Origin of the sequence: Bradyrhizobium sp. HKCCYLS1011 (assembly GCF_051167795.1) — a bacterium.
Lineage (GTDB): Bacteria > Pseudomonadota > Alphaproteobacteria > Rhizobiales > Xanthobacteraceae > Bradyrhizobium.
The window spans coordinates 342,027-354,369 of sequence record NZ_JBNPTT010000006.1 but is presented as its reverse complement, the minus strand read 5'-3'; the positions used below and the strand labels follow the sequence as shown (position 1 = coordinate 354,369).

Here is a 12,343-nt window from a genome sequence, read left to right as displayed (position 1 = left end):
GGGCCGAGACGACGATCATGTCCGACTGTTAAGGTGAACGCCCAAGCCTGCCGCGATAGGGTTGACGTGGCGCACCTCATCCTGGCAACGAATGGACGCAGCCTGTTATCTGCCGCCAGATAAAACGTTGCGAGCCGCCGTACGGAAACAATCCGTAACAAAATTCTTCGCAATCCGGCGCAATTTTAGGTCAATGGTGAGCCATGGCTCAGACACCGCCCCACATCCTTGTCGTCGAGGACGACCGCGAGACGCGGACGCTGATCGCGAAATATCTGCGCAACAATTCCTGCAACGTGACCACCGCGACCGACGGCCGCGAGATGAGCCGGATCATGGGCGACCACCGCGTCGACCTGCTGATTCTCGACGTGATGCTGCCGGGCGAAGACGGCCTGACACTGTGCCGCAAGCTCCGCGCGGAATCGCAGGTGCCGATCATCATGCTCACCGCGCGCGGCGAGGACGTCGACCGCATCCTCGGGCTGGAGATGGGCGCGGACGACTACCTGCCAAAACCCTTCAATCCGCGCGAACTGCTTGCCCGCATCAATGCGGTGCTGCGCCGGCAGGCCGCGGCGATCACGGCGAGCGCGACGGAAGGTGCATCTGCACTGACATTCCTCGGCTGGAAGATCGACTTCCGCCTGCGCGAATTGCGCAACCCGGAAGGCGCACGGGTCGCGATGACCAGCGCCGAGTTCGACCTGTTGCGGACCTTCTGCGAGCGGCCCGGCCGCGTGTTGTCGCGCGACAGTCTGCTGGACCTGACGCAAGGCCGCAGCGCCGGATCATTCGAGCGCTCGATCGACGTGCTGGTCAGCCGCATCCGCCGCAAGATCGAGCCGGATCCGCAGGAAGCCACCATGATCAAGACCGTGCGCTCCGGCGGCTATATGTTCACGCCCGTGGTCGAGGTGGTGACGGCCGTGGCGCAAAGCCACTGACGGAGCATGCTTCGCCCGGTTTCCCAGGCTGGTTATGGCCGCAACACAGTTGCGCCAACTTCGGAATCGACAATAAGGTACTAAAGAACCAAGTCAGGTACCGCCTTTCGATTTGACGTCCCGGGAACGAAGATGCGGAGAGAGTAGAGGGACTACGCCATCGAGAGCAAGCCGCAAGCACCCGCCATGAAGCTGATTAGCTTTCTCAAGCTGACGGGAATTCGCAGCCAGATCACGGCGCTGGTGGCAGCCTCGATCGTCGCGATTCACCTCATCATTACCGCCGTCTTCGTCATCCAGCACGCGGAGCAGCGGGAGCCGGAAAACGAATTCGGACCATTTCAGCTCGCCACCGTGGTCCAGATTGTCAGCCACGCGGCTGTGTCCGAACGGCCCCGGGTGATGGCAGACGTCGCGCGCGCCTTTCCGGATTTCGATATCAAGGACTATTCAGGGCCGGTGCCGAGCGGCGCCGGACCACGGCCGCCCTTTCATGGATTTCGGCAGCTTGGGCCTGGTTACGAAGTCTTCCCGCTCGGCGGCGACAGGCAGGGCGCGATCGTCGCCTTTCCTGACGGCAGCATGATCTCCGCAAAGTTCGGCAATCGCCCGCACCGGCCGCCGTTCTGGGGCAGTCCCTGGCTCACGACGGTGATGTTCGCGCTGATCAGCATCACCCTGCTCGGCTTGTGGGCGGCGCGCGCCCTGACCGCGCCCTTGAGCTCATTCTCCAAGGCCGCCGAAAGCTTCAGCCTGGACGGCGAGGCCGCTCTGCTGCCCGAGCGCGGGCCGGAGGAAATCCGCTCCCTGGCGCGCGCACTCAATCGGATGCGCCAGCGCATCACGTCGCTGATCGACGACCGGACCAAGATGCTGGCCGCCATCAGCCACGACCTGCGCACGCCACTGACGCGCATGCGGCTGCGCTGCGAATTCGTCGAGGATGAAATCCAGCGCAGCCGCATGCTCGCCGATCTCAACCAGATGCATGCGATGCTCGGCTCGGTGCTGTCCTTCCTGCGCTACGGCCGCAAGCTTGAACCGATGACGCTGGTGGAGGTCGCAAGCATCCTGCAGCTCGTCGCCGATCAGTTCACCGACATGGGACACAAGGTGTGCTATGCCGGGCCCGACCACGCCATGGCCACCGTGCGGCCCGACGATCTGTTGCGCACCGTCACCAACCTGGTCGAGAACGCCGTCAAGTACGGAGCAGAAACCGTCATCCGCCTTGCGCTCGCGCCCGACGTGTTGATCATAGATGTCGAGGATGACGGGCCCGGCATTTCGGACGCGCAGAAGCCGCAGATGCTGGAGCCGTTCGTGCGCGGCGATGATGCCCGCAACATGGACGAGGCGACCGGTTTTGGACTGGGGCTCTCGATCGCAAAATCGATCGTGATGGCACATGGCGGCGAGCTGTCGTTGCACGATCGCAGGCCGCACGGACTGATCGTCCGGATCAGCCTTCCTGCGCAGCAGAAGCGCCTCCGCCCCGCGGCGTGATCGCCACGACCGTCGGCATCGCGCCAAGTTTGACTTCTTGACCAAGTCTGAGTTTGCGGTCACCTCGATCGGCTGGCCAACGATGAAGAAAGCGCGCCCGGCAAAGCCGAGCGCGCTGTCTCTATCTAACTGGAACGATCTGACGAAATTACTCCGAGTACTTGAACTCGGGCATCTGCTTCAGCTGATCCTTGGTCGCGTTGACCATCGCGTGATCCGGATACCAGTGGCTCGCGTGCGAGGTGCTCGACGAGGTGGTGCCGGTCGCCGCGCCCGTGGTGGTGCTCGAAGGCGGGGTCGTGGGCGATGTGTTGCCCGAGGCCGGTGCGGTAGACGCCGTGTTCGCGGCAACCGGCTGATCGGAGAACTTCACCTGGTCGAACGGGATCGCGACCAGATGCTGGCCCATGCCGAGGAAGCCGCCGACGCCGACCACGACCGCCTTGATCCGCCCTTCCTTGTCGGTCACGAGATCGTCGATCGAGCCGATATTTTCATTGTTGTTGTTGTAGACCTTGACGCCGGAGAGCTTCGAAGCACGCCAGTCGCCCTGGTAGGAGGCCGCAGTCGTATCGCCGCGAACCGTCGTCGTCGTGGTGGTCGAGGTTTCCGCGGCGAAGGCCGCGCTCGCAACTAGCAACGAGCCGGCAAGGCCGGCCGCAACAATCTTCATCACCATCTGAAGTCTCCCTCTCAGTAAATGGTGACGAGAAAACTGCAATAGCCGGTCAGTGTTCCCCGGAAACCCCTTATTTCGCAAAGCAACGCACAAGCCTTAGTGCGCCGCACGCATCCACGTCTCAAGCCGCGAGTGCACGGGGCCTGCTACGGGCATCGGGAAAGACTGCGACCGCTTCAAAGCGGTAGTCACATGCGCTGCAATGCCAGAGATAGGCCGCGCCGGTCTCCGTTCGCTCGACCCACTCAGGTAATGCGATGGGGGTCCCGCACTGGGCACAGGGGTTGTTGCGGGGCAGTTCCGCGAAAGGTCGCGCAAAACTCGAATAAAGACTGCTGTTCGACAGATCGGCGGATGACCTGGTCATGACGCACTCCCTCCCGGCACAAGATTTGATGAGTAAGTTTTGCTGTCTAAAGAAGCTTGATCAACGATACGGCCGGACCGCGGCTTTTTCACGACGTTGTAAAACGTGCGACGCAGTGCCTCATGTTTTCGGCATCAGCTAATGGAACTAATGACAATCGGAACTAATGGCGTTCCGGCTCGACTGGTGGTTCCATGCTGTGAAGAGCGGCCGCGTTGCGCACATGGATGGTTGCGATGTCGTCGGCATAGATCTTCTGCCACCCGTCGCTGTGGTCGAGCAGCTTGGTCGCCGCGCTCTGGGTCCGCAACAACGTCGCCTCGATATCGTAGTCCTTCAGCAGCCGAAACAGATTGTCCGGCTCCATGAGGCCGGAGGCCGCGTTGTGGTCGACGAAGAATTTTTCGCCGTAGAGCTCGGTGCGGCCATCGATGAAGGGCGCAACGCCCGAGGCGATCAGGTAGCCGCCGAAATCATAGTCGTTGAGAACGCGGGTCAGATGCAGCTTCTTCAGCTCGGTCACCGCGGCCACCGGCGTGCCGCGGGTGTTCGGTGCGAAATGAAGCAGCGTGGCCGAGGCGATGGTTGCCGCGATCAGCGTGAGCATGACGGCAATACCTGCAGCGCAGCGCGGCGGCGTGCCGGCTGCGCTGCCTGCGTCATTCGCCGCGCTTTCCATCTGCCGCGCCAAGGGGGCGGCGAGCACGAGCGGCCCGACCAGGGCCAGGATCTCGGCGGCGCGGCCCTGTGCCAGCGCCATATGCAGCAGCCCGAGCAGCATCAGGATCCGGATCGGCGGCAGGCGCACGCCATATAAGAGAGAAAAGCCGATCGCCAGCAGCAGGCAGATCTCGAACGGGCCGAGGCCGCCGAAATCCGCAGGCTTCCACTCCACGATCAACGGCAGCGCGGCGCCGAGCGAGAGAATCTTCTGCGAGGCGAGCAGCGCGTTCCAGCCATAGGGTGTGACGCAGCTTGCGAGCAGCGCGAGTGCGGCGAAGGCCGCCCAGCGCAGCGCGAGAGCGCGGCGCTCCGCAGGTTCGGCATTGATCACCGCATCCAGCGCCGCGGGCGCGATGAACATCAGGCCGAACACGAAGCCGCCATGCAGATTGGCCCATAGCGCGATCAGCAGCACGAGGGAAAACGGTGGTGCGCGGCCGCGATCGGCGGCCTCGATCAGTCCTGCGATCCATGCCACCAGCAGCGGAAACGCCAGCACATGCGGTCGCGCCAACAGGTGCGGCAGCGTCAGCAGCAGCGCCGCCACCACGAAGACCAGCGTCGTGCTCTCGCGCAGATGACGGTTGAGAAAGCGGGCGAACAGCGCGAAGGCCAGCGCAATCGCGGACGCCGCCAGCACCACGGGCCCGGTCCAGCCGGCAGCCGCATAGGCCTCGGCATAGGCGACCTGCGCCAGCCACTGCGTGGAGATCCACGGCGCCCCGCGCATGGTGAAGGAATAGACGTCGGTGGTCGGCACCGCGTGATGATCGAGGATCCAATGCCCGACCGTGATCTGCCAAAGCGTATCGGGGTCGTTGAGCAGGCGGTTGCCGGAGATCAGCAGCAAGGCATAGACGCCCGCGCCGACCCAGAGCGGTAACAACCCGCGCGCCGGCTGAGCCATCGCGTCGGTATGGGTAACAGAGAGCGTCATCGCGCGAGGACCCCTGGACGAAACCGCGGCGAAGCCAATCATGCCCGCTCTAATTCGGGGTAAATCCGTCGCCATCCTTTATCAGGAACGGGACGGGGCGCCGGATTTTCGCCATATTCTCGCCCGGCGATTGCGCCAATTACGGTGCGTAAACTATTAATGCCCGCCAGGGGCTGCGTCGCGGGTGTTCTCGGGGGATCCTGAACGATGAAACGTCTTGTGCTGTCGGCCTGGCTCGCAGGCCTCGCGATCGCAGGTGCTGCGCCGGCCAACGCGGCAGAAGATGCAAGCGCCCCGGCCGAGACTGCTACCAAGACGGGCAAGACCAATGCGGCGAAGGCCGCAGTTGCAGCCCCCGTCAAACTGGCACATGCCAAGACCGCCAGTGCGCAGACGTCGTCGCGCAAGGTCCCGACCACGACGGGGGTGACAAAGACAGCACGCGAGGCGGAGGCCGTCGAGGCCGTCAGCACGGCCGAGATCTCATCCTCATCTACGTCGCTGGCAAGCGCCCCAGCTTCCGAGACGGCCGACGCAGCCGCGCCGGACGCAGTCGCCAACGGGACGCAATCGGCCGACGCCAACGCGACCGAGAGGGCCGACGACGCCGCCGCACGCACCGACGCCGACCAGAAGGCGGCCGAGGTCAAGCCCGCGCATATGAACACCGGTCACCCGCAGATCGACGCCCTGGTCGCCGTCCACGCCAAGGCCAACAATGTGCCGGAGGCGCTGGTGCACCGGGTGATCGTGCGCGAAAGCAAATATCAAAAGGACCTGGTCGGCAGCTGCGGCTGCATCGGGCTGATGCAGATCAAGCTCGGCACCGCGCGCGGGCTCGGCTACACCGGCGATGCGCAGGGCCTGCACGATCCCAACACCAACCTGACCTACGGCGTGAAGTATCTCGCCGGCGCCTATCGGGCCGCCAATGGCGATCATGATCGCGCCGTGCATTATTTCGCCAAAGGCTACTACGAAGTCGCCAAGCGCCAGCGGCTCGCTGACGCGCTGCCCGCGGGCAGGCCCGAGCGCCTCCATGCCCCACTCGATATCACGCCCAAGCTCGCGAGCCTGAAGCACGTCGCCCAGGCGCTGCCGGCCAAGCCTGCAAAGCATGCGTCTGCCGGAGCGGCCAAATAGCCGCTCTGCGGTTCCCGCATGCATGACAGTCCGTTGACAGACGCAGCGATCGGTCTACATTAGCGCCGTTCCGAGGGGAGCTCCGAGGGGAGCTGAGATACCGCAGTAGGTGCGGTGACCCTTTGAACCTGATCCGGGTCATGCCGGCGAAGGGACAGGGATGCAGCAGAACAGAATTACGCGCGGGGATTCCCCCGTTTCCATCATCGGCGCGGGCATTGCCGGTGCTTGGCAGGCTTTGCTGCTTGCCAAAGCGGGTCACGCCGTCACGCTGCACGAGCGCAGCGATGCCGACCTGATGCTCTCAACCAGCCATTGGGCCGGCGGCATGCTGGCGCCCTATTGCGAGAGCGAGATCTCGGAACCCGTCATCAGCCGGCTTGGCCTCGCCTCGCTCGAGCTGTGGCGCCGCGAGCTGCCCGACACACCGTTCAACGGCTCGCTGGTGATCGCCCACGCGCGCGACCGCGCCGACTATGAGCGCTTCGCCCGCCGCACCTCGGGCTATCAGCGGCTCGATGCGGCACAACTCGTCGCGCTCGAGCCGTCACTGGAAGGCCGCTTCCGCGAAGGCCTGTTCTATCCGACCGAGGGTCATGTCGAGCCGCGCCGCGTGCTGCCCAAGCTGCACCAGCGCATTATCGAAGCCGGCGGCGTCATCAAGTTCAACAGCGATGTCACGGCTGATGATCTTGAGGGGCTGGTGATCGATTGCCGCGGGCTGGACGCACGCGACCTCGAGCCGGAGCTGCGCGGCGTCAAGGGCGAGATGATCCTGATCGAGACCTCGGAGGTGCAGCTTGCGCGGCCGGTGCGGCTGATGCATCCGCGCTGGCCGCTCTATCTGATCCCGCGCGCCGACAATCTGTTCATGCTGGGCGCGACCTCGCTCGAGGCCGAGGACACCGGCGTCTCCTTGCGCTCGGCGCTGGAGCTTTTGGGCGCGGCCTATTCGGTACACCCCGCCTTCGGCGAGGCGCGCATTCTCGAATTCGGCTCCGGCCTGCGTCCCGCCTATCCCGACAATCTGCCCCGCATCACCATCAAGGACGGGCACGAAATCCGCGTCAACGGCCTCTATCGCCACGGCTTCCTGATCGCGCCGGCGCTGGCGCAGGCGACGCTGAACTATGTCGCGCACGGCCAGATCGACAATGAGGTGATGCGATGCGTGTGACCGTCAACGGCGAGGCGCGCGACATCTCGTCGACCTCGGTCGCCGCGCTGCTCAGCGAGCTCGACTACGAAGGCACCCATTTCGCCATCGCGCTGAACTACGACGTGGTGCCGAAAAGCCGCTGGGCCGAGACGGCGCTGAAGGCCGGCGACGAGATCGAGATCATCACCCCGCGGCAGGGAGGGTGATGATCGTGATGGGACACTCGCTCGCACGTCACACTCAACTGTCGTCCCCGCGAACGCGGGGACCCATAGCCACCGGCCAGCGTCGTAACGCTGGATATCTGCCACTCTGCCCGCTCGCGACATCACGCGGTATGGGTCCCGGCGTTCGCCGGGACGACATCCGTCGTGGGGCTGCGTCCAGCACATCATCGCATGCGCTCCACTCACCGCTGTCATCGCCCGGCTTGACCGGGCGATCCAGTACGCCGCGGCCCATCGATTTGACCGAACCGCCTCTGGAATACTGGATCCGCGCTTCCGCGGGGATGACCGGCTCATTCGGGGAGAGACTATTCCCATGGTGACCTTCTACGACAAGACCTTCACCTCCCGCCTCCTGATCGGCACGGCGCTCTATCCCTCACCTGCGATCATGCAGGATGCGATCCGCGCCTCGGGGGCGCAGATCGTCACGGTGTCGCTGCGGCGCGAATCCGCTGGCGGCAAGACCGGCGATGCATTCTGGAAGCTGGTGCGCGAGCTCGACGTCACCGTGCTGCCGAACACCGCCGGCTGCCGCAGCGTGCGCGAAGCAGTCACCACGGCCAAGCTCGCGCGGGAATTGTTTGGCACAAGCTGGATCAAGCTCGAGGTCATCGCCGACAACGATACGCTACAGCCCGACGTGGTCGGCCTGGTCGAAGCCGCCAACATCCTCAGCACGGACGGCTTCGAGGTTTTTCCTTATTGCACCGAGGATCTCTCCGTCGCCACAAGGCTGGTCGATGCCGGCTGCAAGGTGGTGATGCCCTGGGCGGCGCCGATCGGCAGTGCAAAGGGCATCATCAACCGCGACGCGCTCAAGCTGCTGCGCGACCGGCTGCCCGACATCACTCTGGTGGTCGACGCCGGCCTCGGCGCACCGAGCCACGCGGCTGAGGCCTTCGAGCTCGGCTATGACGCCGTGCTGCTCAACACGGCGATCGCCAAAGCCGCTGATCCGGTGGCGATGGCGCGCGCCTTCCGGCTCGGCTGTGAGGCCGGCCGCACCGCCTGTGAGGCCGGGCTGATGGACGCCCGCGACTTCGCCTCGCCCTCCACCCCTGTCGTTGGGACCCCGTTCTGGCATGCCGTTTCCTGATCGATTTTACCCGGTTGTCGACTCGCTCGCCTGGGTCGAGCGCCTGACCAAGCTCGGGGTCGGCACGGTGCAGCTGCGCGCCAAGAACCTCAATGACGGCGAGGCGCTCCAGATCGTCACCGACGCGCTCGCCATCACCAAGGGCACCAAGACCAAGCTGATCGTGAACGACTACTGGCGCGCCGCGGTTGTCGCCGGCGCCGAGCATCTCCATCTCGGCCAGGAGGATCTGGCCGACGCCGACGTCGTAGCGATCAGGCAGGCGGGGCTGACGCTCGGCCTCTCGACCCATGACGACGAAGAACTCGCGACCGCGCTGGCCGCCGAGCCGGACTACATCGCGCTCGGGCCGATCTTCCCGACTACGCTGAAATCGATGCGCTTCGCGCCGCAGGGCATTCCGAAGATCACCGAGTGGAAGCGGCGCATCGGCAACATTCCGCTCGTCGCGATCGGCGGCATCAAGCTGGAGCAGGCCGCCGACATCTTCGCCGCCGGCGCCGATTCCATCGCCGTCGTCTCCGACGTCACGCAGAACCCCGATCCCGACGCGCGCGTGCGCGCCTGGCTCGAACTGACCGCGGAGACGGCGTAATGCGCCCAGTTTTTGCGAATGCGTCTGACAGTGAGTGGACGCGAAAGCCAGCCACAAGCACGGTGTACCCCCCTCCCCCTTGCGGGGAGGGGTCGGGGGTGGGGGTCCACACGAAGACCGTCCGTGTAGTTACCCCCCACCCCAACCCTCCCCCGCACGGGCGGAGGGAGCGCTGGCAGCGTCCGTCCCTCACACAACAATCACCCGGCCTCCGCACATCGCGGCTCCGCAACGAAACGCCCATAACGAGTAGGAGGACTCCATGAACATCCGCTCCAATCCTGACAGCACAGTGCCCGCCGTCACCACCGGTCCTCTGCCCTCCTCGCGCAAGATCTATGCGGCGCCGGACGCAGCGCCCGAGCTGCGCGTTCCCTTGCGCGAGATCATCCTCTCGGACGCCGCTGCCGAGCCGAACCTGCCGGTCTACGACACCTCCGGTCCCTACACCGACCCTGATGTCACGATCGACGTCAATGCCGGCCTTGCCCGCAACCGCCAGGCCTGGGTGCTCGAGCGCGGCGGCGTCGAGCAATATGATGGCCGCATCATCAAGCCGGAAGACAACGGCAATGTCGGCGCGGACCATGCCGCGCGCGCCTTCTCGGCCTATCACAAGCCGCTGCGCGGGCTCGACGGCCACAAGGTGACCCAGCTCGAATTCGCCCGCGCCGGCATCATCACCAAGGAGATGATCTACGTCGCCGAGCGTGAGAATCTCGGCCGCAAGAAGCAGCTGGAGCGCGCCGAAGCCGCACTCGCCGATGGCGAGAGCTTTGGAGCGTCAGTGCCCGCCTTCATCACGCCCGAGTTCGTGCGCGACGAGATCGCGCGGGGACGGGCCATCATCCCCTCCAACATCAACCACGCCGAGTTGGAGCCGATGATCATCGGCCGCAACTTCCTGACCAAGATCAACGCCAATATCGGCAACTCGGCGGTGACCTCCTCGGTCGAGGAAGAAGTAGACAAGATGGTGTGGGCGATCCGCTGGGGCGCCGACACCGTGATGGACCTCTCAACGGGGCGCAACATCCACACCACCCGCGAATGGATCCTGCGCAACGCACCGGTGCCGATCGGCACCGTGCCGATCTACCAGGCGCTGGAGAAGTGCAACGGCGATCCGGTCGCGCTGACCTGGGAGCTCTACAAGGACACCTTGATCGAGCAGTGCGAACAGGGCGTCGACTATTTTACCATCCACGCCGGTGTGCGCCTCGCCTACATCCACCTTACCGCCAACCGCGTCACCGGCATCGTCTCGCGCGGCGGCTCGATCATGGCGAAGTGGTGCCTCGCGCATCACAAGGAGAGCTTCCTCTACACCCATTTCGAGGAGATCTGCGACATCATGCGCAAGTATGACGTCTCGTTCTCGCTCGGCGACGGCCTGCGTCCGGGCTCGATTGCGGATGCCAACGACCGCGCGCAATTTGCGGAATTGGAGACGCTGGGCGAATTGACCAAGATCGCCTGGGCCAAGGGCTGCCAGGTCATGATCGAAGGCCCCGGCCACGTGCCGATGCACAAGATCAAGATCAACATGGACAAGCAGCTCAAGGAGTGCGGCGAGGCGCCGTTCTATACGCTTGGGCCGCTGACGACCGACATCGCCCCGGGCTACGACCACATCACCTCAGGGATCGGCGCGGCGATGATCGGCTGGTTCGGCTGCGCCATGCTCTGCTACGTGACGCCGAAGGAGCATCTCGGCCTGCCCGATCGCAACGACGTCAAGACCGGCGTCATCACCTACAAGATCGCGGCCCACGCCGCCGATCTCGCCAAGGGCCACCCGGCGGCGCAGCTCCGCGATGACGCGCTGTCCCGCGCCCGGTTCGAATTCCGCTGGACCGACCAGTTCAACCTCGGCCTCGATCCGGACACCGCGAAGAGCTTCCACGACGAGACCCTGCCGAAGGAAGCGCACAAGATCGCGCATTTCTGCTCGATGTGCGGGCCGAAATTCTGCTCGATGAAGATCACGCAGGACGTACGCGACTACGCGGCGACCTTGAACGACCCGGCTTCGGTCGGCATGTCAATCTCCGGCCAGATCGAGGACGGCATGGCGCAGATGAGCGCCAAGTTCAAGGAAATGGGCGGAAGCGTCTATCTCGACGCAGAGAAGGTCAAGGAGAGCAACAAGGCGCTGTAAGGCGCTACTCAGCTCTCTCCACCGTCATGGCCGGGCGCCTGTCCTCGACGTGATCGGGGATGACCCGGCCATCCATCAGAAGCCGGGCAGAAGCCCGGCTTCTTCATTCATGGCCTTCCTGCAGCGACGCCAATTCGCGGGCCAGATTGTCCCGCGCTCGCCGCTCGTAGATCTCTGCGAACGCCGCATCCGGAAATATCGCCGGCCGCGCGGCGAAGCGCCGGAGTACGTCGGCTCGGCCCGCCCGATAGGCCTGGTCGGACACGTGGGCGAATTCCTCGCGGATCGCCGCGGCGTAGGCGTCGTACCGCGACGGCTCGGACCCCAATATGCTGAGATCGATCGAGATCAGGATGGCACCAAGCCTGTCATCGGGTTCGACCTGGTGAGTCCTGGTCAGGCGGATCAGGCGGCCCACCTCTCCGCCGATGTCGGCAGCGAGACACTGTTCGGCAAGGCGCGCGCTCAGCTCCTCATTGTCCGACCGCGTCGGGTCATAGACGACATCGTGCCACCAGATCGCCTCGGTCAGGATCGCGCGCTCGGCCGCCGACAGATCGTCAGCGCGCGCAAGCAGGCCGAGACAGTCCTCGACATGGGCCAGATTGTGATAGTGACGGCCTGGCGCCGCATAGGCAGCGACAAGTTCTGCACGGGTCATGAGGATGCTTATATCACGGTGCGTTCATCCGGTGTGCAAGCAGAAGCAGCGCCCGAACCCGCGCTGCCACAGCCAAGCTTGCAACCCTGTCCCTTTCGCAGTATCCGGCTTCGTACGTTGCTCAGGCGGTCCGACGCTT

Annotated in this window: 11 protein-coding genes and 1 riboswitch; of the genes, 8 read left to right on the top strand and 3 right to left on the bottom strand. The window is 64.7% G+C overall.

The window, feature by feature from the left end; genetic code table 11:
- The first annotated feature begins 203 nt into the window (after nt 1-203).
- Both ACQR1W_RS22140 and ACQR1W_RS22135 read left to right on the top strand, forming a co-directional pair.
- Nucleotides 204-947 (top strand): response regulator, encoded by a 744-nt coding sequence (locus ACQR1W_RS22140; RefSeq protein WP_434852774.1) that lies wholly within the window; start codon nt 204-206, stop codon nt 945-947.
- Between the two features lie 186 nt (nt 948-1,133).
- Nucleotides 1,134-2,453: an ATP-binding protein gene (locus ACQR1W_RS22135; RefSeq protein WP_434852773.1), complete on the top strand. Its 1,320-nt coding sequence runs from the start codon at nt 1,134-1,136 to the stop codon at nt 2,451-2,453.
- A gap of 148 nt (nt 2,454-2,601) precedes the next feature.
- Here ACQR1W_RS22135 and ACQR1W_RS22130 read toward each other — a convergent pair whose 3' ends face one another.
- Nucleotides 2,602-3,132: a PRC-barrel domain-containing protein gene (locus tag ACQR1W_RS22130; RefSeq protein WP_434852772.1), complete on the bottom strand. Its 531-nt coding sequence runs from the start codon at nt 3,130-3,132 to the stop codon at nt 2,602-2,604.
- Between the two features lie 530 nt (nt 3,133-3,662).
- Nucleotides 3,663-5,159 carry a hypothetical protein gene (locus ACQR1W_RS22125; protein WP_434852771.1) on the bottom strand — a complete coding sequence of 499 codons (1,497 nt, stop codon included), beginning with the start codon at nt 5,157-5,159 and terminating at the stop codon, nt 3,663-3,665.
- A 207-nt stretch (nt 5,160-5,366) separates the two neighbouring features.
- Here ACQR1W_RS22125 and ACQR1W_RS22120 point away from each other — a divergent pair, with 207 nt between their 5' ends.
- The 6 genes from ACQR1W_RS22120 to thiC all read left to right on the top strand — a co-directional run bounded on the left by ACQR1W_RS22120 (nt 5,367) and on the right by thiC (nt 11,543).
- Nucleotides 5,367-6,302, top strand: a complete 936-nt coding sequence (locus ACQR1W_RS22120) for a transglycosylase SLT domain-containing protein (protein WP_434852770.1) — start codon at nt 5,367-5,369, stop codon at nt 6,300-6,302.
- Between the two features lie 63 nt (nt 6,303-6,365).
- Nucleotides 6,366-6,475: riboswitch (TPP riboswitch) on the top strand.
- Nucleotides 6,463-7,479 (top strand): FAD-dependent oxidoreductase, encoded by a 1,017-nt coding sequence (locus ACQR1W_RS22115; protein WP_434852769.1) that lies wholly within the window; start codon nt 6,463-6,465, stop codon nt 7,477-7,479. (Overlaps the previous riboswitch by 13 nt.)
- The gene (gene thiS / locus ACQR1W_RS22110; protein ID WP_434852768.1) at nt 7,470-7,667 is read left to right on the top strand and encodes a sulfur carrier protein ThiS; all 198 of its coding nucleotides are present in this window, start codon (nt 7,470-7,472) and stop codon (nt 7,665-7,667) included. The genes ACQR1W_RS22115 and thiS overlap by 10 nt, the downstream gene beginning before the upstream one ends.
- 337 nt (nt 7,668-8,004) lie before the next feature.
- Nucleotides 8,005-8,787 carry a thiazole synthase gene (locus ACQR1W_RS22105; protein WP_434852767.1) on the top strand — a complete coding sequence of 261 codons (783 nt, stop codon included), beginning with the start codon at nt 8,005-8,007 and terminating at the stop codon, nt 8,785-8,787.
- Nucleotides 8,774-9,382 carry a thiamine phosphate synthase gene (locus ACQR1W_RS22100; RefSeq protein ID WP_434852766.1) on the top strand — a complete coding sequence of 203 codons (609 nt, stop codon included), beginning with the start codon at nt 8,774-8,776 and terminating at the stop codon, nt 9,380-9,382. Before ACQR1W_RS22105 ends, ACQR1W_RS22100 begins: the two co-directional genes overlap by 14 nt.
- Before the next feature lie 262 nt (nt 9,383-9,644).
- Nucleotides 9,645-11,543, top strand: a complete 1,899-nt coding sequence (gene thiC, locus ACQR1W_RS22095) for a phosphomethylpyrimidine synthase ThiC (protein ID WP_434852765.1) — start codon at nt 9,645-9,647, stop codon at nt 11,541-11,543.
- Nucleotides 11,544-11,646: 103 nt separating this feature from the next.
- On the opposite strand, the gene ACQR1W_RS22090 is transcribed toward thiC, so the two are convergent.
- Nucleotides 11,647-12,204, bottom strand: coding sequence for an HD domain-containing protein (locus ACQR1W_RS22090; RefSeq protein WP_434852764.1), 558 nt, complete (start codon nt 12,202-12,204; stop codon nt 11,647-11,649).
- Between the last annotated feature and the right edge of the window lie 139 nt (nt 12,205-12,343).

Excerpts from the sequence above, each read along its gene's own strand:
- ACQR1W_RS22105 (WP_434852767.1), top strand. The coding sequence starts at position 8,005 with ATGGTGACCTTCTACGACAAGACCTTCACCTCCCGCCTCCTGATCGGC.
- ACQR1W_RS22090 (WP_434852764.1), bottom strand. The coding sequence starts at position 12,204 with ATGACCCGTGCAGAACTTGTCGCTGCCTATGCGGCGCCAGGCCGTCAC.
- ACQR1W_RS22120 (WP_434852770.1), top strand. The coding sequence starts at position 5,367 with ATGAAACGTCTTGTGCTGTCGGCCTGGCTCGCAGGCCTCGCGATCGCA.
- ACQR1W_RS22130 (WP_434852772.1), bottom strand. The coding sequence starts at position 3,132 with ATGGTGATGAAGATTGTTGCGGCCGGCCTTGCCGGCTCGTTGCTAGTT.
- thiC (WP_434852765.1), top strand. The coding sequence starts at position 9,645 with ATGAACATCCGCTCCAATCCTGACAGCACAGTGCCCGCCGTCACCACC.
- ACQR1W_RS22100 (WP_434852766.1), top strand. The coding sequence starts at position 8,774 with ATGCCGTTTCCTGATCGATTTTACCCGGTTGTCGACTCGCTCGCCTGG.
- thiS (WP_434852768.1), top strand. The coding sequence starts at position 7,470 with ATGCGTGTGACCGTCAACGGCGAGGCGCGCGACATCTCGTCGACCTCG.
- ACQR1W_RS22125 (WP_434852771.1), bottom strand. The coding sequence starts at position 5,159 with ATGACGCTCTCTGTTACCCATACCGACGCGATGGCTCAGCCGGCGCGC.
- ACQR1W_RS22115 (WP_434852769.1), top strand. The coding sequence starts at position 6,463 with ATGCAGCAGAACAGAATTACGCGCGGGGATTCCCCCGTTTCCATCATC.
- ACQR1W_RS22140 (WP_434852774.1), top strand. The coding sequence starts at position 204 with ATGGCTCAGACACCGCCCCACATCCTTGTCGTCGAGGACGACCGCGAG.
- ACQR1W_RS22135 (WP_434852773.1), top strand. The coding sequence starts at position 1,134 with ATGAAGCTGATTAGCTTTCTCAAGCTGACGGGAATTCGCAGCCAGATC.